Genomic DNA, 18,293 nt, shown 5'->3' with positions numbered 1-18,293 from the left:
TCAGGCGACCTCCTGCGCAGGGGCGCCGATGGCCCGCACCCCCTGCTGGATCGCCAGGCGATCCAGCTTGTCCAGGGGCAAGGCCAGTATCAGCTCAATGCGCCGTTTCATGGTCACGAAGGCCGCGCGGAAAGCGCGCTCTTGCGCTTCCTCGTTGCCTTCCACTCCCGCCGGGTCGGGCAGGCCCCAGTGCGCCGACACCGGCTGTCCGGGCCAGACCGGGCAGACTTCACCCGCGGCCTGGTCGCAGACCGTGAACACGAAGTCCATCACGGGCGCGCCGGGTCGCGCGAATTCCTCCCAGCCCTTGCTGTGAAAACCTTCGGTCGGAATGCGGTGGGCGGCCAGGGTTTTCAAGGTCAGCGGATGCACCACGCCCTTGGGATGGCTACCGGCGGACCAGGCCTGGAAACGGCCTTGTCCGAGTTCATTGAGGATGGCTTCGGCCAGGATGGAGCGGGCGGAATTGCCGGTGCAGATGAACAGTACGTTGTAGATTTTCGGGTTCATGGCGCGGACCTCAGCAGCAGGACGAGGTGGACTTGACCGCGATGCCCACGGGTTTGCCGCGTGGCGCGGCCTTGGCCGCGGGCGGGCAGCAGGCGATGGCGGCGTTGGTATCGGCTGTCGCGCTGAATGTGGGGATGTGGTCCAGCGTGTGGAACTGCTCCCAGGCCAGGCCCTGCGGATCGGTCAGCCAGTACTTGTTGCTGCGGGTATAGCAGCAGGTGGTTTCACCTTCATCGCGCAGCGCCAGCTCGGCCTGTTCAGCCCGGGACTTGAGCGCGCGCAGTTCCTCGTCCGATTCGACCTGGAAACCCAGGTGATCCAACCCTGTCTGCGCGCCCCGCGTGGAAATGGCGAAATTGACCGGCGGATCCTGCAGCATCCACTTGGCGTAATCGCTTTCCGTGCGAGCCGGCGCCAGCCCGAAGAGGGCGCTGTAGAAGGTGACGTTCTGGTTCAGGTCCTGGACGTGCAGGTGGACGTGAAAGCGTTTCATGGGGGCTCCTGGTGTAGAGGGAACGGGTGGGTCTCAGAGCGATTTGGACAGGCAGCGCGCCGAGGCAGGGCAGAGTTGCTGGAACTGGGGCGAGGCCTGCAGACGGGGCGACAGCGTGGCGCGGTCGGTGTCCTGGTAGTCCAGTGCGCGAAAGAAATCGGCAGCGGTTTCGGTCAGCAGCACCAGACGGCGCAGCCCGAGGCGGTTTGCCTGGGCCTCCTGGGCGCGCACGAGTTCGCGTGCCAGGCCGCGTCCACGCTGCTCCGGCAACACGAGCAGGGAGCGCAGCAGGCCGTCGTCGCCATGCACCTCCAGGCCGGCGATGGCGATCAGATTGCCAGGGGCGCCGTCATGCGAGGGTCCTGGGTCGCGGACACCCAGGAACAGGGGCATGGCCGCAGGCGACAGGTCTTCGAAAGGCAGGTGGGCCTGGGCCAGCATGGCCTGGACGGCGGGGTGGTCTTGCGCCGTCAACGGCAGCGGCGGGGGGGTCGGAGCGGGCATGTTCTTCTTGGACTGGCTCAGCAGCAGACGGTCTTGCGCCCGCCTTTCGAGGTGGGCGCGGCTTTGCCCGCCGGGGCGACATCGCAGGCTGCACCCTGGCAGCAGTGCTCGGTCAGGTAGTCCAGCAGGCCATTCATGCGCGGGAAATCGGCGCGGTAGACCAGGTGTCGTCCATCGGGTTCGCTGCTGATCAGGCCTGCGTGCAGCAAGGCCTTGAGGTGGAAAGAGAGGCCACTGGGCGCGACATCCAGCTGTACAGACAGCACGCCGGGGGTCAGGCCTTGCGGTCCGGCCACGACCAGGGCGCGGAAGACACGTAGGCGCTGGGCTTGCGCCAACGCAGACAGGGCGGCGACGGCCTCGTCTTCGGCGATCAGGCTGGCTGCTTTTTCCTTTTTCATATTTCAATGATACTTGAATTATTGAAACGAAAAAGCGATTTGCGGAACATGACCTTGGTGACCTTGTCACCTCGCCTCAGGCGGCGGGATTCGTCTCGTTTGTCCCACGAGAGACCGGCCCGGGTGTTTCCCCATGTGGCGGCAGCATGGGCTTGCGGGATACTCGCGCGCAACCTTGGGACCACAAGAACAGGAGACCGTCCATGCTTGGATTGATGCAGACCCAGCCTTTGCTGATTTCTTCCCTCATCGACTTCGCGGAGCGCCACCACGGCGATGGTGAGATCGTCTCCCGCCGCGTGGAAGGCGACATCCATCGCTACACCTGGGCCGATGTGGCACGGCGTTCGCGCCAGTTGGCCGGTACCCTGGACGCCGCCCATCTCCAGCTTGGCGACCGCGTGGGTACCCTGGCCTGGAACGGCTACCGTCATCTGGAGCTGTACTTCGGTGTCAGCGGTTCCGGTCGCGTGCTGCACACCATCAATCCGCGCTTGCACCCCGAGCAGATCGCCTGGATCGTCAACCACGCCGAAGACCAGGTGCTGTGCTTCGACCTGACTTTCCTGCCCTTGATCCAGGCTGTGCACGCCAAGTGCCCGACGGTCAAGCGCTGGATTGCCTTGTGCGACGCGGACAAATTGCCGAAGGACAGCGGCATTCCCAATCTTCAGAGCTACGAGGCATGGATCGGCAAGCAAGCCACGGCCTACCGCTGGCCCGAACTCGACGAAAACACGGCTTCGAGCATCTGCTACACCAGTGGCACCACGGGCAACCCTAAGGGTGCGCTCTATAGCCACAAGTCGACCATCCTGCACGCCTACGCGGCGGCGCTGCCGGATGTGATGTGCATGAGCGCGCGCGACAGCGTGTTGCCTGTGGTGCCCATGTTCCACGTCAACGCCTGGGGCATCCCGTATTCGGCCGCGCTCACAGGTTGCAAGCTGGTGCTGCCCGGGCCTGCGCTGGACGGCAAATCGCTTTATGAGCTGATGGAATCGGAGGGGGTGACCTATGCCGCCGGCGTGCCCACCATCTGGCAGATGCTGCTGGGTCACGTCAAGACAAACCAGCTCAAATTCAGCAGTTTCAAGCGCACGGTGATCGGCGGCGCCGCCTGCCCGCCCGCGATGATCGACACCTTCCGCGACGAGTTCGGCGTCGAGGTGCTGCATGCCTGGGGCATGACGGAAATGTCGCCGCTGGGCACGCTGTGCACGCTCAAGAACAAGCACCTGGCCATGCCCGCCGAAGCGCAGAAGAAGATCCGACTCAAGCAAGGCCGCACCATCTTCGGCATGGACATGAAGATCGTGGGCGGTGACGGTCAGGACCTGCCCTGGGACGGCAAGAGCTATGGCGACCTCCTGGTGCGCGGACCCTGGGTGGTGCGCGGGTATTTCAAGGGCGAGGGGGAAATCCCCTGGTCCAGGATGCCGAAGGTCGCAGTTGGTTCCCCACGGGGGACGTGGCGACCATTGATGCCGATGGCTACATGCAGATCACGGACCGCAGCAAGGACGTGATCAAGTCCGGCGGCGAGTGGATCAGCTCCATCGACATCGAGAACATCGCCATGGCCCATCCGGCGGTGGCCCTGGCCGCCTGCGTGGGCATGAAACACCCGAAGTGGGACGAACGCCCCGTGGTTGTCGTGGTCAGGAAGCCAGGCATGGAGCTCACGCGCGAGGCCTTGCTCGAGTTCTACGCTGGCAAGACCGTGGCGAAATGGCAGATTCCCGACGACGTGGTCTTCGTGGAGGTGATTCCCCTGGGCGCCACCGGCAAGATGCTCAAGACCCGCCTGCGTGAGCAACTGAAAGACTACAAGTTGCCGGGTCTTTGACCTGATTGTGCAGCCCCCGCGCGCCCGTCACCTGGCGTCACTTGGGTGACGCGCCCAGACCCTGTTACGGGCATTCCCTAGAGCGCGCATGTGCCCGGGCTTGTTACGCTGAGTTGGGTTCGGAAAAAACAAAAAGGCCGTGCAGGCCTCGCAGGCAAGCCCCCGTCACGGGGACGACATCCACGAACAGGAGACAACCATGAAGCGTATGTACAAACTCGGCTCGGCGCTCGGCGGTTTCGCGGCTACGGCCGTGCTGCTGGCCAGTCTGGGAATATCAACGGCCTCGGCGCAGACCCAGGGTCAGACCGTCAAGATCGCCTGGATCGACCCGCTGTCCGGCCTGATGGCGCCGGTGGGCAGCAACCAGTTGCGCAGTTTTCAGTTTTTCGGCGAGAAGTTCAGCGGCGCGGGTAATCCGGCCGGCGTGAAATTTGAAGTGATCGGCCTGGACAACAAGCTCAGCCCGCAAGAGAGCGTGAACCAGCTCAAGGCCGCCATTGACCAGGGTGTGCGCTACGTCACGCAGGGCAATGGCACCTCGGTCGCGGTGGCCCTGATCGACGCGATCGCCAAGCACAACGAGCGCAATCCCGGCCAGGAGGTCGTGTTCCTCAACCACTCGGCCATCGACCCCGACCTCACCGGTGTCAAGTGCAATTACTGGCACTTCCGCTTCGACGCCGACACCTCCATGAAGATGGGCGCGATGACCAGTTTCATCAAGGACCAGAAGGATGTGAAGAAGGTCTACCTGATGAACCAGAACTACGCCCACGGGCATCAGGTGGCCAAGTACGCCAAGGACCTGCTGGCCGAGAAGCGGCCCGACGTGCAGATCGTGGGCGAGGACCTGACCCCGCTGGCCCAGGTGCGCGATTTCTCGCCCTACATCGCCAAGATCAAGGCATCGGGTGCCGACACCGTGATCACCGGCAACTGGGGTTCGGACCTGGCCTTGCTGGTCAAGGCCGCGATCGAAGGTGGCTACAACGGCAAGTTCTACACCTACTACGCCGGCGTGACCGGCACGCCCACGGCTCTGGGCAGTGGCGGCGCGGGCAAGGTCTACCAAGTCTCCTACAACACCTACTACATGGGTGGCGACTACGAGAAGTGGCAGCAGGAGTACAAGGACAAGTTCAAGGATGACTACTACACGGGCTCGGTCTATCACATCTTCCGCGCGTTGGGCGAGGCCATGGCCAAGGCCAAGTCCACCGACCCGGTGAAGGTGGCCAAGGCGCTCGAAGGCCTGAAGTTCAAGAGCTACAACGGCGACGTCGAAATGCGCGCCACCGACCACCAGCTCCAGCAACCCTTGTTCATCTCGGTCTGGCAAAAGGCAGACAAGAAGTACAAATACACCACGGAGTCCACGGACATGACCTTCGCGCCGGTGCGCGAGTTCACCTCGGCCCAGACCAGCACGCCCACGGTGTGCCAGATGCAGCGCCCGTGATGCGATGATAGTCTGATGGGTTCGCGGGCCCGGTCTTGCCTAGGTGGGATCGGGCCCTTTTTTCGCCGGCAACTGGCGGTTTTGTTGATTCACCGATTCAGGACGCGATGGAGTTCTTCCTCATCTCCATGCTCAACGGCTTGAGCTACGGGCTGCTGCTGTTCATGCTCAGTTCCGGCCTCACGCTGATCTTCAGCATGATGGGCGTGCTCAATTTCGCCCACGCGAGCTTCTACATGCTGGGCGCCTATCTGGGCTACACCGTGGCCCGGGATTTCACGGGCTTCTGGCTGGGCCTGATCGTCGCGCCCTTGCTCGTCGGCATGCTGGGTGCCCTGTTCGAGCGACTGGCACTGCGCAAGGTGCACGCCTATGGGCACGTGCCCGAGCTGTTGATCACCTTTGGGTTGTCCTACATCATCCTGGAACTCGTGCAACTGGTCTGGGGTCGCTTGCCGCTGGAATTCCGACCGCCGGAATTGCTGCAGGGCCCGGCCTTCACGCTGGTGCATCAACTCGGCGGCGGCGCGGGCGGGGATGGTCTTGAGGGTGGCATGCACCTGGTCTGGGGCCGCGCGCCCGCCGAGCTCTGCGCGGCGGCATCCAGTGTGGTGTGCTCGCCGTTCCCGGCCACGCGTGGCTTCATGATGCTGGTAGCCCTGTTCATGCTGGTGGCGCTTTGGCTCATGCTGACCAAGAGTCGCATCGGCCTTGTCATCCGCGCCTCACTCAGCCATCCCGAGATGGCGCAGGCCCTGGGCCACAACGTGCCACGTGTCTTCATGCTGGTCTTCGGCGCGGGCGCGGCGCTGGCCGGGCTGGCCGGGGTCATTGGTGGCAGCACCTTCGTGACAGAACCCGCCATGGCCGCCACGGTCGGTTCGGTGATTTTCGTGGTGGTGGTGGTGGGGGGCCTGGGTTCGCTCTCTGGGGCCTTCCTGGCCTCCGTGCTGATCGGCGTGATCCAGACCTTCGCGGTGGCTTTTGATTACTCGCTCGTCCATCTGTTCCATGCGCTGGGCCTGGAATTGAGCGCGACGGCACGCAACAATTCCATCCTCAAGCTCACGCTGGCGCAGGTGGCGCCCATCCTGCCCTACCTGTTCCTGGTGCTGATCCTCATCTTCAGGCCCAAGGGCCTGCTGGGCACGCGCGAAGAATGAGGACAACACCATGACCCCACTATCCTTCAACTGGGGGCGCTGGCTCATCTGGAGTCTGTTCGCCCTGATGCTGCTGACCATGCCGCGGCTGTTCACCAGCAGCCTCGCGGTCAGCCTGCTGTCTCAGATGGGCGTCGCCATCATCGCCTGCCTGTCCTACAACATGCTGCTGGGGCAGGGCGGCATGCTGAGTTTCGGCCACGCGGTCTACTCGGGCCTGGGCGCTTACATGACCATCCACGCGCTCAACATGATGAGCGGCCTGGCCAAGGCGGGCAGTCCTTTCGTGCCGGTCAGCCTGCTGCCGCTGGTGGGCGGTCTGGCTGGTCTGTTCTTCGCCTTTCTTTTTGGCTTCGTCACGACCAAGAAAGCAGGCACGTCCTTCGCCATGATCACCCTGGGCATGGCCGAGCTGGTGTTCGCCATGTCCCTGATGTTCTCGGAGTTCTTCGGCGGCGAGGCGGGCGTCACGGCCAATCGGGTGGTAGGCAAGCCGGTGCTGCAGGGCATCTTTGACAAGGGGATCAGCTATGGCTCCGGCGTGCAGGTGTACTACCTGATCGCGGTCTACACCTTTGTCTGCGTCGCGCTGATGTACGCCTTCACGCGCACGCCGCTGGGGCGCATTCTCAATGCCGTGCGGGACAACCCCGAACGCGTGGAGTTCATCGGCTACAGCACGCAGCGCGTGCGCTACCTGGCCTTCATGGTCGCGGGCTTCTTCGCGGGCATTGCAGGTGGCCTGGGCGCCATCCTGTTCGAGATCGTCACGGCCGAGGTGGTGGGGCCGCTGCGCTCGGGCGGCTACCTGCTCTTCACCTTCCTGGGCGGTGCCACGGTGTTTTTCGGTCCGATCATCGGCGGGGTGCTGCTGGTGCTGGCCTCCGTGATGCTGTCGGAGCTGACCAAGGCCTGGTTGCTCTATCTGGGTCTGATCTTTCTGTTCATGGTCATGTACGCGCCGGGTGGCGTGGCCAGCCTCATTCTGATGAACCTGCGCGTGGCGAAATTCGGTTTCTGGGGGCGCATCGCGAAAAGCACGCTGGGCCTGATGTTGAGCGGCGCGTTCGCGTTGCTGGGTGCCGCAGTGCTGATCGAGATGGTCTACCACCGGCAACTCAACGTGACCCTCGGCTCGGAGGTGGCGTTCATGGGCCTGATGCTGGATGTGCATCGGCCTGCAACGTGGCTTGGCGCGCTCGGGTTCACCGTGGCGGGCCTGGCATGGTTCGAGTGGACGCGCCGCCACTATGTGCGCCGCTGGGGCGAGGTGCAGTCCCGCATCGAGCGCATCATCAAGCACAGGGAAGGGCTGTGAGCACCATGACCATGGCCATGAATTCCGCGCCTCCCGTGAGCGCCCTGGAACTCCGGGGCGTCACCAAGCGTTTTGGCAAGTCCGAGATCATCCGTGGCATTGACCTGACGGTGCAACAGGGCGAGCGCGTGGCCGTGATCGGCCCCAACGGCGCCGGCAAGTCCACGCTGTTCAATCTGATCAGCGGGCGCTTCGGACCGAGCTCGGGCGAGATCCTGCTCAAGGGCCAGCGCATCGACGGCCTGCGCCCTTACGAGATCTACCGCAAGGGCCTGGCGCGCAGCTTCCAGATCACCAACATCTTCCCCAAGCTCAGCGTGATGGAAAACCTGCGCTGCGCGGTGCTCTGGAGCCTGGGCTACCGCTACACCTTCTGGCGCTTTCTGGTCGGCCTGCACGACGTGAACGCGCGCGTGACGGAGCTGATGACCATGATCCGGCTGGACCGGCGGCGCGACACGCTGGCCGTGAACCTCACCTATGCCGAGCAGCGCGCGCTGGAGATCGGCATCACCATCGCGGGCGGGGCCGAGGTCATCCTGCTCGACGAGCCGACCGCCGGCATGAGCCAGAGCGAGACCACGCGCTTCATCGGACTGATCCGCGAGGTGACCGAGGGCAAGACCCTGCTGACCGTGGAGCATGACATGGGCGTGGTTTTCGGCCTGGCCGACAGGATTGCCGTGGTGGTCTACGGCGAGTTGCTGGCCTTTGACACCCCCGAGGCCGTGCGCGCCAACGCGCGCGTGCAGGAGGCGTATCTGGGCTCGGTGGTTGCAGATGCGCAGGCGGAGGCCAGGCCATGAGCGCCGCGCGACTGCCCGAAGGCGCTCTGCATCGCAGCGCGCAGCACGGAGATGACGCCATGAGCGCATTGAAGAATCCGCTGCTGCAGGTCCGTAACCTGCATGCCTATTACGGCAAGAGCCATGTGCTGCACGGTGTGAACTTCGCGGTGGGCGAAGGCGAGATCGTGGCCCTGCTCGGGCGCAATGGCTCAGGCCGCTCGACCACCGCCAAGGCCATCATGGGCCTGGTGGACTGCACGGGCGATCTGCGTTGGCGGGAGCGCGCTTTCCAGGGCCGCAAGGCCTACGAAGTCGCGCACCTGGGCCTGGGTTACGTGCCGGAGAACCGCGACATCTTTCCCGATCTCACGGTGCACCAGAATCTGATGCTGGGCGTGAAGCGCAGTGGGCCGGGCCGGGCCAGTCGCTGGTCCTACGATGACATGTACACCCTGTTCCCGCGCCTGCGGGAACGCCAGCACACGCCCGGCGGGGTGCTGTCCGGTGGTGAGCAGCAGATGCTGACGCTGTGCCGCACCCTGATGGGTGACCCGGACCTCATCATCATCGACGAGCCCACCGAGGGCCTCGCGCCCAAGATTGTCGAACTGGTGGGGCAATACCTTCAGACGCTGAAGGCGCGCGGCGTGTCGGTGCTGCTGATCGAGCAAAAGCTCACCATCGCGATGACGATCTCAGACCGTGTGCTCGTGATGGGCCACGGCAGCATCGTGTTCGAAGGCTCGCCCGAGGCGCTGCGCGCCAACGGCGCGGTGCGCAAGGAGTGGCTGGAAGTCTGAGCCCGTAGCCTGGGCCGGCGACGGGGGCGCTGCCTCGTCCGCGGCCGTGCCGGGCGAGAGACGGAACACCGAGACCGTTTCCACCAACTGATCGGACTGCGCCTTGAGCGCCTTGGCGGCGCGCGCGGTCTGCTCGACCAGGCCGGCGTTTTCCTGTGTGGCGCGGTCCATCTCGGTGACGGCCAGACTGACCTGTTGAATGCCGTCGGACTGCTCGGCCGTGGCCAGCGCGACCTGATCCAGGGTCTGCATCAGTTGCTCGACCGACTTCACGATCTGCCGCATCGTGCGGTCAGCTTCGTTGGCCTGACCTTCGCCCAGCGCCACGCTGGCCGAGGATTGTTCGATCAGGTCCTTGACCTCGGCCGCGGCCCGCGCGCTGCGTTGCGCCAGCGAGCGCACCTCGCCGGCCACCACGGCGAAGCCCTTGCCTTGAGGGCCCGCGCGGGCCGCCTCCACCGCGGCATTGAGCGCCAGCAGATTGGTCTGGAAGGCGATGCCATCGATGATGCCCACGATGTCCACGATGCGCCGCGCATGGGTCGAGACCTGCTGCATGGTCTCCGTGATCCGGGCCACGGCCTGACCGCCCAGGGCGGCTTCGTCCGAGGCGGCGCGGGCCAGGTCGCGGGTCTGGCTTGTCTGCCCGGCGTTCTGCCGCACGGCGGCCGACAGCTCTTCCAGCGTGGCGGCCGTCTGTTCCAGCGCGGCCGCCTGTTGCTCAGTGCGTGCCGACAGGGCCAGGTTGCCGTCAGCGATGCCGCGGGTGCCCTGGTCCACCGACGAGGCGCCGTGCCGGATGCTTGCCACGGTGCGGGCCAGCCCGCCCTGCATGCGGTCCAGCGCGGTCAGCAGCGTGCCGATCTCGTCCTGTCGCGCGCCGGCCACCGTGCCACCCAGGTCACCGGCCGCGATCCGGTCGAAGTGCTGACCCGCCTGGTTCAGCGGCCCGAGCAGGCGCTGGCGGAAGAACCAGAGGCAGAGCGCGGCCATGGCCAGCGACAGGCCGAACAACCCCACAGCGATGCCGCCTGAGCGGGTGGCGCGTGCCTCGGACTCAAGGCGTAGCGTCTCGCGTTGCGCCTCGCCTTCGACGATCGCTTCGCGCAGGGCAGTATCGAAGTCCTTGTCGGCCTGCTCGGCCTCGCCACTGGCGGCGACGTAACGGTCCAGAGACACTTCGTACAGCGCTTCCTCGCGCAGGCCCAGCACCCGCGCATAGCGCTCGTAGGCCTGCACGGCTCGACGCGCGTGCAGGTCGTCGGGCGGCACCGCAGCACGGTAGGTCTCGAAGGCCTTTGCGGCGGCCTGGACCGCGGCCGAGGCTTTGCGTACCTCATCGGTGGCCGCGATCTGGTCCCCGCGCTGCAGATTGATGTAGGCGTTGTTCATGCCGACCAGGGCCGTCAGCAGCAGCCGGCCGGTCTCGTGCAGGGGGCGGATCCGCTGGTCCAGCTGCGTCGTCGCATCGATGTCGCGCGCGGCCTGGCGCGCGCCCAGCCAGGCCAGGCCGGCCGAGGCCCAGAGGGCCATGGAAAAAATGCCCAATACCAGCCAGAGGCCGGTGCGGATTTTCAAGCGGGGGACCATGGCGGCAGGCTTCCTGTTCTGCGTACGACATGACGCGGTGACGGGTTAAAGGACTGAGGGTTCTTGGGGGACAAGGCGAGGTGCCGGTGCTCAGCGCAGCCCCAGGGCGCGGTCGACAGACAGCGCGCCACCGCCGCGCGCGGCGAGGTAGAGCAGCAGGCCGGCCCAGGACACGTGGGTGGGCCAGGCATCGGGGTAGACGAAGACCTGGATCACCAAGGTCATGCCCAGCAGGGCCAGAGCCGACAGGCGCGTGGCCAGGCCCAGCAGCAGCAGCAGCGGGAACAGGTGCTCGGCATAGGCCGCAAGGTGCGCGGCCAGCTCGGGGGGCAGCAAGGGCAGCCGGTACTCCTCGCGGAACAGTGTGTAGGTGCCTTCGCTGACAGTGAGCAGGCCCGTCACCTTGGTGCGGCCCGACTGGAAGAAGAGGGCCGCCATGGCGACGCGGCCCAGGACCGCGAGCAGGTCATGGCCGATCCAGCGTTCAAGCTGCTCCGCACCGCGGTTCCAGCGCGCGCGCAGGGCTGCAGTCAGGGACGTTTGTCTTGCGGAGGCCGCGGTCTTGAGCGGCGCACCGCTTGGGGAGGAGTCCTGGGGCGTGGGCATGTTGGGTGTCCTTCGGAGGGGGGGCGTCGGTTCAGCGCTCGGTGCTTGCCGTCACCGTCAGCGCGCCGGCGGCGATCAAATCGGCCAGCAGGCGGGTCAAATCCAGATCGGGCTGGGCGTGCAGTGCCGCTTGCGCGGCTTCGGCCAAGGCTCGGTGGGCGGCGCAGGCGTCGAGGAAGGCGCACAGCCCAGGTCCGACTGCCTGCCAGCGCACCACGCCGTCGTGAGCCGTGCGCGTCAGCAGGGCGCCGTCGCCGACCCAGGCCAGGTCTGGGTCCAGAGGCACTTGTTCGCGGTTGGCGTGCCACAGGGCGTAGATGGGCTGGTCCGGGTGCCAGGCCCACCGCGTGGCCGGATGCGGATACAGGTGCAGCTCGCCGAGGGCCTCGGCCGTCAGCGTCGCCAGGCTGTCCGCGTCCAGCGCCGGGGCGTCGGCCGCCATGTGCGCCTCGGTCCAGCACCGGTCCAGCCGCGCGACGTCGGCGAGATAGGGCAGTTCGCGCGCGGGCGCGAAGTCGGCGAGGAAGTCGGGAAAGTCCAGGCCATAGTCCATCAGCATGACCGAGGTCGGGGGCATGGCCCGCACATAAGGCAGCGCAGCGGCGCGGAACCAGGCCGACCCGACCAGACGCGCCACGACCGGGAAGTTGGCCTCCAGCGCGTCGATGCAGCCCTTGAGGATGGTGTTGCGGTAGACCGCGAAACCAGGTTGTCTCACCAGCGCGGCCACAGTAGCTGGGGCGGTCGTGGCCGAATCAGGGTGGTAGAGCGCGAGCAGGAAGTCGTTCTGGAAGCGGGCCAGTTCATCGCCGATCATCGCGCCGTGGAACGCATCGGTCCTCATGCCGCGAGTTCCTGTGGCATCAGCAGGTCCGCCGCCCGCCGCGCCTCGGCCAGCAATTCGGCGAACGGCGGGATGGCGTCGTCGCGTTCGATCAGCGTGGGGCGTGGGCCAATGCGCGTGATCAGGCGCTCGTACAAAGCCCATACGGACTCGGCGACGGGTGTGTCGTGGCTGTCGATCAGCAAGACGCTTGCCGTTCCCGTGCCGTCGTCCTCAACTGCGCGGGCGGTTTGTCCTTCATCGTGGCGGTGTCCTGCGAGGTGGATTTCCAGCACGGCCTCGGCGGGGAAGGCGTCCAGGTAAGCGATCGCGTCATAGCCCAGGTTGTGGGCGCCGACCTGCACATTGTTCACGTCCAGCAGCAAGCCGCAGCCGCTGCGTCGCACCAACTCGGCCAGGAAATCGATTTCGCCCCAGTCGTGCCCTTCGATGCGCAGGTAGTGCGAGGGGTTTTCGATGGCGATGCGTCGGCCCAACGCGTCCTGTACCCGCGCGACGTTGCCGGCGATGCGCGCCAGGGCGGCGTGGGTGCGGGGGAAGGGCAGCAGATCAGGGTGGTAGTGGCCGTTCCAGGTGGACCAGGCCAGGTGTTCGGACACCAGCGCTGGCTGGACCCGCGCGGCCAGGTGCGCGAGTCGCGCCAGCTGCGCGGGGTCGGGCGGCGCGTCCGCCGCCAGCGAGAGCGAGACCCCATGCAAGGACAGCGGATGCCGCGCCCGCACGGCCTCCAGCCAGGCCAGGCGCGGACCACCCTCGACCAGGTAGTTCTCGGGATGCACCTCGAACCACAGGCCGGGGTCGGACGCGTCGCGCGCGTCCGCGTAGTGCTGCGGTTTCAGGCCGAGGCCCGCACCGAGCGCCTTGCTGTCTGTCATGACGTGGGGCCTGCGCGTGGATCAGGACTTCATCGGCATCAGCGAGCCCATGCCGTTGGGGGTCTTGATGGTGGCGCAGGTGCCGGCGGGCACGTTCTTCCAGGCATTGGCCTGGTAGTCCATCTTGGACGTGCCCGCGCAGGTGGTGCCGGCGCCGGCCTTGCAGTCGTTCTGGCCGGCCTTGGAGACGCCGTAGCACTTCTCGATGGCGGTTGTTTTCTTCTCGGGCATCTGCGACGAGGACTGGGCCAGCGCGACGCCCGCGACCAGGGCGGAGAGAGAGACGGCGACGGTGGCGAGATTGCGTGCGTTCATGGTATCGATTCCTTGACGTGGTTGAGAGAAGTGAGGTTCATGGGATCGTCGCGTCGTGCTTGCGTCACGTCCGCAGCCGATCCGAGGGTTAATTCGTTGCCTGACCCGTGGCGGTTACAGGCGGATCGTTTTTTTTTGCTGCCCGGAATTCGGGCGGCACGGAAAGAGGTGTGGTCATGGTCCTGGGCCAGCGCGGGTGTCTCGGCCTGGTCGGTGACAGGGGGCGCGAAATAGAATGGGCGGCATAAGGGACGGCGCAAGGAAAAATATTTCACGCTCCCTGTAACCACAAGGCCGCACAGAACGAATGACAGGAAAGACATCTGTCGAGCTTGCCGAGGTTCGCTTGAAGGGGCTGCTGCTGCGGGGCCTCGAGGGCGACGCGGCTGCCTACCATGCGTTCCTGGATGAGTTGAGTCGCCATGTGCGGGCGTTTCTGCGCAAGCGTCTCTTTCGCCTCCAGGATGAAGTCGAGGACATCGTGCAGGAAATCCTCATTGCCGTGCACAACGGACGCCACACCTACCGGTCGGAGCAGCCGCTCACGGCCTGGGTGCATGCGATCGCGCGCTACAAGCTGGCCGACTTCCTGCGCGGCCGCGCGCGCCATGAAGCCCTGAACGAGCCGCTGGACGAGGAGTCCGATCTTTTCGCCGCCGCCGAGGACGAGGCAGGCGAGGCCCGGCGCGACCTGGTCAAGCTGCTGGAGGACTTGCCCGACAAGCAGCGTCTGCCCATCCTGCACGTCAAGCTGCAGGGGCTGTCGGTGGCCGAGACCGCGCGGATCACCGGTTTGTCGCAGTCGGCGGTCAAGGTCGGGGTGCATCGCGGGCTGAAGGCCCTGGCGGCGAGGATACGAGGCGAGTTATGAAAACCAAGGACATGATCACCATGCTGGCCGCAGGCGTGGCCCCGGTGGACCGCCATGTGGCGGCCAAGCGGTTTGCCGTGGCCTTGCTGGTCGGCGGCCTGGGTGCCGTGCTGTTGATGCTGCTGCGCTTCGGCCTGCGGCCCGACCTCGAAGCCATGCTGTCGGCACCGCTGTTCTGGATCAAGATGGCCTTTCCCCTGGTGCTGTCCCTGGGGGCCCTGGTCGCGGCGGCGCGCCTGGCGCGCCCCGGCGTACCAGTCGGTGCTCCGGGCTGGGCCGCCTTGGTCGCGCCGGTGCTGCTGATCTGGGGCGCGGCCCTGATCGTCCTGTATCTGGCACCCGCGCCCGAGCGCCTGGATCTGCTGCTGGGTCTGAGCTGGAAGGAATGCCCTTTCAATATCGCTTTGCTGTCGGTGCCCGGTTTCTTCGCCGTGATGTGGGCGATGCGGGGCTTGGCCCCGACGCAGCCGCGTCTCGCGGGGGCGATCGGTGGCCTGCTGGCCGGTTCGGTGGCCACGGTGGCCTATTGCCTGCACTGCCCCGAAATGGGCGTGCCTTTCTGGGCCGTCTGGTACCTGCTGGGCATGTTGCTGCCCGCGCTGGTGGGCGCGCTGCTCGGTCCCCGCCTGTTGCGCTGGTGAAACAGCGGGTTTGCGCGGTGGACGTATGATGCGCCACATGCCACGCCGTTGCCTCCTGCTGGTCCTGCTCGTTCTGCTGTCTTTGCGCGGCTGGGCGGGCGCGGCCATGGCAACCACGATGACCGCGCCGCAGCCGGCGCACCCCATGGTGGCGAGCGCCGTCATGGGGGAGGACTGCCATGGTCACGGACAAGGCGTGCAGGGCGCCTCATCCGAGTCGCCGCACGGCGTCGCCCATGACCCGTCACACGCGCAGGGGGACGGCGCTTCCTGCGCGACCTGTGCGTTCTGCCAGTTGTGCCACACGGTGGCGCTGGCCCTGCCCTTGGGCGGACTGGGCACGGACTGGGCGCATGCGTCCTTGCCGCAGGCCCGTCTGCCGGTCGACCTCAGCGCCACCCCGCTGCCGGGCGACAAGCCGCCCATCGCCTGAGTTCCCTACCCGAAGTGCGTCCGCCGCGTCCCCGTGGCGCGGTGGCTCTCGTGTATTGAACTCAGGAGTTGGTCTTGAACATTCCATGGAACCATCCCGCGTCCGCGCCGCCTGACACGCGCCGACGCTTCGTGCAGGGCCTGGCCGCTGGCGGCCTGCTGCTTGGCCTGTCGCCTTTTTCATCTTCCTCGCCCATGCTGCGCGGGGCCCTGGCCGCCGATGTGGGGCGCGCCGCGCCGGAACTGCGAGGCACGGAATTCCACCTCGAGGTGGCCGAGCTGCCCGTCAACTACACCGGCACGCCGCGCCTGGCCGTGGCCATCAATGGCTCCATCCCCGCGCCCACCTTGCGTTGGCGCGAGGGCGAAGAGGTGACCATCCGCGTCAGCAACCGCCTGCGCGATGACACCTCCATCCACTGGCACGGCATCATCCTGCCCTACCAGATGGACGGCGTGCCTGGCATCAGCTTCGCGGGCATCCCACCCGGCGCCACCTTCACCTACCGCTTCAAGGTGGCGCAGAGCGGCACCTACTGGTACCACTCGCACTCCAACATGCAGGAGGCCGTGGGCATGTACGGGGCCATCGTCGTCGAGCCGCGCGGCGGTGAACGCATCCGTGCCGACCGGGACCACGTCGTGCTGCTGTCGGATTGGACGGATGAGGACCTCATGCAGGTCATGCACAAACTCAAGGTGCAGAGTGCCTACTACAACCACCATCAGCCCACGGTGGTCGATTTCTTCCGCGACGTGTCCGATGAGGGGCTGAAAGCCGCGCTCGACAAGCGGCGCATGTGGAATCAGATGCGCATGAGCCCCACCGACCTGGGCGACCTCTCGGCCGACACGCTGACCTACCTGATGAACGGCAACACACCCGCAGGCAACTGGACCGGCCTGTTCCGTCCCGGTGAACGGGTGCGCCTGCGCTTCATCAATGGCTCGGCGCATACCTTCTACGACGTGCGCATTCCGGGCTTGAAACTCACCATCGTGCAGACCGACGGCGTGGATGTGGAACCGGTGTCGGTGGACGAATTTCGGTGCGGCCCCGGTGAGACCTATGACGCCCTCGTGCAGCCGCGCGACGAGGCCTACACGGTGTTCGCGCAGTCCATGGAGCGCACGGGGTACGCGCGCGGCACGCTGGCGGTGCGCGCGGGCCTGCAGGCGGAGGTGCCGACCCTGGACCGGCGCGTCTGGCTGGGCATGACGGACATGATGGGCGGCATGGACCACGGTTCAATGGACCACGGGTCGATGGGGCAGGATGAGATGGCTGGCATGGGGCACGCCGGCATGAACCATGGCGACCAGGGCATGGCAGATGCGGGCCATGGGGCTCACGGAGGCCATGTCATGGCCGCCGATGCGCTGGCCCGTCCCAGCACCGCCGCGCGCCACGCGCGCACCGAATACGGCCCGAGCACCGACATGCGGGTAGACAGCGCGCGTACCAACCTCGACGACCCCGGCGTCGGCCTGCGTGACAACGGCCGGCGGGTGCTCACCCTGGCCGATCTGCGCACCATGGGCGGGCCCTTGGACCCCCGCGGCCCCGAGCGCGAGATCGAGCTGCACCTGACTGGGCACATGGAGCGCTACACCTGGTCGCTGGACGGTTTGCCCTTTGGTCAGTCCACTCCCGTGCGCCTGAACTATGGCGAACGCCTGCGCGTCATCCTCCACAACGACACCATGATGACCCACCCCATGCACCTGCATGGCCTGTGGAGCGAGCTGGAGGACGCCGATGGACGCTTCGTGGCGCGCAAGCACACTCTGCCGGTGCAGCCCGCGCAGCGCATCAGTTTCCTCGTCACGGCGGATGCGCTCGGCCGCTGGGCCTGGCATTGCCACCTGATGCTGCACATGCACGCCGGCATGTTCCGCGAAGTCGTGGTCGCGTGAAGGAGGGACGGACGATGAAGAGATACAGACTCCTCCCATTTCTGATGCCCGGTGTGTTGCTGCTTGCCCTGTTGGCCAGCCCGTTGGCGACGGCCCAGTCCACCATGCTGGGCATGGATCACGGCGACATGCGGGGGCAGGGTGGTTCGGCTCCCGCCGACGCGCGTGACCCGCATGCCTACGCGGGTGGCACCACCTTGTCCAGCGGGCCTTACGCGCTGGGAACCGAACGCAGCCTTGTCATGGGCGACGAACACAGCCATGGGCTGTTCCTGGTCGACCGGCTGGAGGTCGTGCGCGGCGATGCGGGTGACGACACAGCCACGGGTGTCTACGACCTCATGGCCCGCTGGGGCCATGAGCATGCTCGCCTGGTGCTCAAGGCCGAGGGCGAGGTGGTGGATGGCCGGCTGGCGGCCTCCAGCACCGAGGCGCTGTGGAGTCGAGCGGTCGCCCCGTACTGGGACACACAGCTTGGCCTGCGCCACGACACGACAGACGCGGGCAAGGCGCGCGACTGGCTGGCCGTGGGCATCGATGGCTTGGCCCCGTATTGGTTCGAGATCGGTGCCACGGCCTACCTGGGCGAAAGCGGTCGGACCGCCCTGGGCCTGAGCGTCGAGTACGAACTGCTGCTGGCCCAGCGGCTGGTGCTGCAGCCGCGCCTGGAAGCCGAGGCCTACGGCCGCCGCGATGCCGCCAACGGCATCGGCCAGGGCCTGTCGGGCGCTACGGCAGGGCTGCGCTTGCGCTACGAGTTCTCGCGCCAGTTGGCGCCTTACGTCGGCGCTGAATGGGCCGGGCACTTCGGCGAAACCGCCGATCTGCTGCGCGCGGCAGGCGCGCCTGTGCGAGAGACACGCACCGTCGCCGGTCTGCGCTTCTGGTTCTGATGTCAGCCATCCATCCCATTT

Annotated in this window: 19 protein-coding genes and 1 pseudogene; 11 read left to right on the top strand and 9 right to left on the bottom strand. The window is 66.4% G+C overall.

What is annotated here, in order from left to right:
* Genes DW355_RS12960 through DW355_RS12945 form a run of 4 tightly spaced genes read right to left on the bottom strand, consistent with a single transcriptional unit; the run spans position 1 to position 1,908 of the window.
* Positions 1-510 (bottom strand): arsenate reductase ArsC, encoded by a 510-nt coding sequence (locus tag DW355_RS12960; protein ID WP_131280642.1) that lies wholly within the window; start codon positions 508-510, stop codon positions 1-3.
* A 10-nt stretch (positions 511-520) separates the two neighbouring features.
* Positions 521-1,003 carry an ArsI/CadI family heavy metal resistance metalloenzyme gene (locus tag DW355_RS12955; RefSeq protein WP_131280640.1) on the bottom strand — a complete coding sequence of 161 codons (483 nt, stop codon included), beginning with the start codon at positions 1,001-1,003 and terminating at the stop codon, positions 521-523.
* A gap of 33 nt (positions 1,004-1,036) precedes the next feature.
* Entirely contained in the window at positions 1,037-1,507 is a 471-nt protein-coding gene (locus DW355_RS12950) for a GNAT family N-acetyltransferase (RefSeq protein WP_131280638.1), read from the bottom strand.
* A 17-nt stretch (positions 1,508-1,524) separates the two neighbouring features.
* Entirely contained in the window at positions 1,525-1,908 is a 384-nt protein-coding gene (locus DW355_RS12945; protein ID WP_431733172.1) for an ArsR/SmtB family transcription factor, read from the bottom strand.
* 203 nt (positions 1,909-2,111) lie between these two features.
* On the opposite strand from DW355_RS12945, the pseudogene DW355_RS12940 reads away from it, so the two are divergent.
* From DW355_RS12940 to DW355_RS12915, 6 genes and pseudogenes are all read left to right on the top strand, one after another.
* Positions 2,112-3,757, top strand: a pseudogene (locus DW355_RS12940) (3-(methylthio)propionyl-CoA ligase).
* A 199-nt stretch (positions 3,758-3,956) separates the two neighbouring features.
* Positions 3,957-5,219 (top strand): branched-chain amino acid ABC transporter substrate-binding protein, encoded by a 1,263-nt coding sequence (locus DW355_RS12935; RefSeq protein WP_131280637.1) that lies wholly within the window; start codon positions 3,957-3,959, stop codon positions 5,217-5,219.
* Positions 5,220-5,326: 107 nt separating this feature from the next.
* Positions 5,327-6,382 carry a branched-chain amino acid ABC transporter permease gene (locus DW355_RS12930; protein WP_131280635.1) on the top strand — a complete coding sequence of 352 codons (1,056 nt, stop codon included), beginning with the start codon at positions 5,327-5,329 and terminating at the stop codon, positions 6,380-6,382.
* Positions 6,383-6,392: 10 nt separating this feature from the next.
* Positions 6,393-7,700, top strand: a complete 1,308-nt coding sequence (locus tag DW355_RS12925; protein ID WP_131280633.1) for a branched-chain amino acid ABC transporter permease — start codon at positions 6,393-6,395, stop codon at positions 7,698-7,700.
* A 5-nt stretch (positions 7,701-7,705) separates the two neighbouring features.
* On the top strand, positions 7,706-8,506 hold the full coding sequence (locus tag DW355_RS12920; protein WP_131282701.1) for an ABC transporter ATP-binding protein: 801 nt from the start codon (positions 7,706-7,708) through the stop codon (positions 8,504-8,506).
* An 80-nt stretch (positions 8,507-8,586) separates the two neighbouring features.
* Positions 8,587-9,288 (top strand): ABC transporter ATP-binding protein, encoded by a 702-nt coding sequence (locus DW355_RS12915; RefSeq protein WP_131282699.1) that lies wholly within the window; start codon positions 8,587-8,589, stop codon positions 9,286-9,288.
* On the opposite strand, the gene DW355_RS12910 is transcribed toward DW355_RS12915, so the two are convergent.
* From DW355_RS12910 to DW355_RS12890, 5 genes are all read right to left on the bottom strand, one after another.
* Positions 9,184-10,878, bottom strand: a complete 1,695-nt coding sequence (locus DW355_RS12910; RefSeq protein WP_131280631.1) for a methyl-accepting chemotaxis protein — start codon at positions 10,876-10,878, stop codon at positions 9,184-9,186. The genes DW355_RS12915 and DW355_RS12910 overlap by 105 nt on opposite strands.
* A gap of 90 nt (positions 10,879-10,968) precedes the next feature.
* Positions 10,969-11,484: a DoxX family protein gene (locus DW355_RS12905; RefSeq protein WP_131280630.1), complete on the bottom strand. Its 516-nt coding sequence runs from the start codon at positions 11,482-11,484 to the stop codon at positions 10,969-10,971.
* A gap of 31 nt (positions 11,485-11,515) precedes the next feature.
* On the bottom strand, positions 11,516-12,328 hold the full coding sequence (locus DW355_RS12900) for an HvfC/BufC N-terminal domain-containing protein (RefSeq protein WP_207388022.1): 813 nt from the start codon (positions 12,326-12,328) through the stop codon (positions 11,516-11,518).
* Positions 12,325-13,203, bottom strand: coding sequence for an MNIO family bufferin maturase (gene bufB / locus DW355_RS12895; RefSeq protein WP_131280628.1), 879 nt, complete (start codon positions 13,201-13,203; stop codon positions 12,325-12,327). The genes DW355_RS12900 and bufB overlap by 4 nt, the downstream gene beginning before the upstream one ends.
* A 21-nt stretch (positions 13,204-13,224) precedes the next feature.
* On the bottom strand, positions 13,225-13,518 hold the full coding sequence (locus tag DW355_RS12890; protein ID WP_131280627.1) for a BufA1 family periplasmic bufferin-type metallophore: 294 nt from the start codon (positions 13,516-13,518) through the stop codon (positions 13,225-13,227).
* Between the two features lie 307 nt (positions 13,519-13,825).
* On the opposite strand from DW355_RS12890, the gene DW355_RS12885 reads away from it, so the two are divergent.
* From DW355_RS12885 to DW355_RS12865, 5 genes are all read left to right on the top strand, one after another.
* A complete protein-coding gene (locus DW355_RS12885; RefSeq protein WP_131280625.1) occupies positions 13,826-14,389 on the top strand; it encodes a sigma-70 family RNA polymerase sigma factor in 564 nt (187 codons plus the stop codon).
* Positions 14,386-15,030, top strand: a complete 645-nt coding sequence (locus DW355_RS12880; protein ID WP_131280623.1) for a DUF1109 domain-containing protein — start codon at positions 14,386-14,388, stop codon at positions 15,028-15,030. Before DW355_RS12885 ends, DW355_RS12880 begins: the two co-directional genes overlap by 4 nt.
* Positions 15,031-15,067: 37 nt before the next feature.
* On the top strand, positions 15,068-15,463 hold the full coding sequence (locus DW355_RS12875) for a hypothetical protein (RefSeq protein WP_131280621.1): 396 nt from the start codon (positions 15,068-15,070) through the stop codon (positions 15,461-15,463).
* A gap of 80 nt (positions 15,464-15,543) precedes the next feature.
* A complete protein-coding gene (locus DW355_RS12870; RefSeq protein WP_207388141.1) occupies positions 15,544-17,379 on the top strand; it encodes a copper resistance system multicopper oxidase in 1,836 nt (611 codons plus the stop codon).
* A 44-nt stretch (positions 17,380-17,423) separates the two neighbouring features.
* Positions 17,424-18,272, top strand: coding sequence for a copper resistance protein B (locus DW355_RS12865; RefSeq protein WP_431733237.1), 849 nt, complete (start codon positions 17,424-17,426; stop codon positions 18,270-18,272).
* The last annotated feature ends 21 nt before the right edge of the window (positions 18,273-18,293 follow it).

It is taken from the genome of Hylemonella gracilis (assembly GCF_004328645.1).
Lineage (GTDB): Bacteria > Pseudomonadota > Gammaproteobacteria > Burkholderiales > Burkholderiaceae_C > Hylemonella > Hylemonella gracilis_B.
The sequence above is the reverse complement of the archived record's forward strand: the minus strand, read 5'-3'. Positions and strand labels throughout refer to the sequence as shown.

Coding starts and splice junctions, on each gene's coding strand:
- DW355_RS12960 (WP_131280642.1), bottom strand. CDS start 510: ATGAACCCGAAAATCTACAACGTACTGTTCATCTGCACCGGCAATTCC.
- DW355_RS12955 (WP_131280640.1), bottom strand. CDS start 1,003: ATGAAACGCTTTCACGTCCACCTGCACGTCCAGGACCTGAACCAGAAC.
- DW355_RS12950 (WP_131280638.1), bottom strand. CDS start 1,507: ATGCCCGCTCCGACCCCCCCGCCGCTGCCGTTGACGGCGCAAGACCAC.
- DW355_RS12945 (WP_431733172.1), bottom strand. CDS start 1,908: ATGAAAAAGGAAAAAGCAGCCAGCCTGATCGCCGAAGACGAGGCCGTC.
- DW355_RS12935 (WP_131280637.1), top strand. CDS start 3,957: ATGAAGCGTATGTACAAACTCGGCTCGGCGCTCGGCGGTTTCGCGGCT.
- DW355_RS12930 (WP_131280635.1), top strand. CDS start 5,327: ATGGAGTTCTTCCTCATCTCCATGCTCAACGGCTTGAGCTACGGGCTG.
- DW355_RS12925 (WP_131280633.1), top strand. CDS start 6,393: ATGACCCCACTATCCTTCAACTGGGGGCGCTGGCTCATCTGGAGTCTG.
- DW355_RS12920 (WP_131282701.1), top strand. CDS start 7,706: ATGACCATGGCCATGAATTCCGCGCCTCCCGTGAGCGCCCTGGAACTC.
- DW355_RS12910 (WP_131280631.1), bottom strand. CDS start 10,878: ATGGTCCCCCGCTTGAAAATCCGCACCGGCCTCTGGCTGGTATTGGGC.
- DW355_RS12905 (WP_131280630.1), bottom strand. CDS start 11,484: ATGCCCACGCCCCAGGACTCCTCCCCAAGCGGTGCGCCGCTCAAGACC.
- DW355_RS12900 (WP_207388022.1), bottom strand. CDS start 12,328: ATGAGGACCGATGCGTTCCACGGCGCGATGATCGGCGATGAACTGGCC.
- bufB (WP_131280628.1), bottom strand. CDS start 13,203: ATGACAGACAGCAAGGCGCTCGGTGCGGGCCTCGGCCTGAAACCGCAG.
- DW355_RS12890 (WP_131280627.1), bottom strand. CDS start 13,518: ATGAACGCACGCAATCTCGCCACCGTCGCCGTCTCTCTCTCCGCCCTG.
- DW355_RS12885 (WP_131280625.1), top strand. CDS start 13,826: ATGACAGGAAAGACATCTGTCGAGCTTGCCGAGGTTCGCTTGAAGGGG.
- DW355_RS12880 (WP_131280623.1), top strand. CDS start 14,386: ATGAAAACCAAGGACATGATCACCATGCTGGCCGCAGGCGTGGCCCCG.
- DW355_RS12875 (WP_131280621.1), top strand. CDS start 15,068: ATGCCACGCCGTTGCCTCCTGCTGGTCCTGCTCGTTCTGCTGTCTTTG.
- DW355_RS12865 (WP_431733237.1), top strand. CDS start 17,424: ATGCCCGGTGTGTTGCTGCTTGCCCTGTTGGCCAGCCCGTTGGCGACG.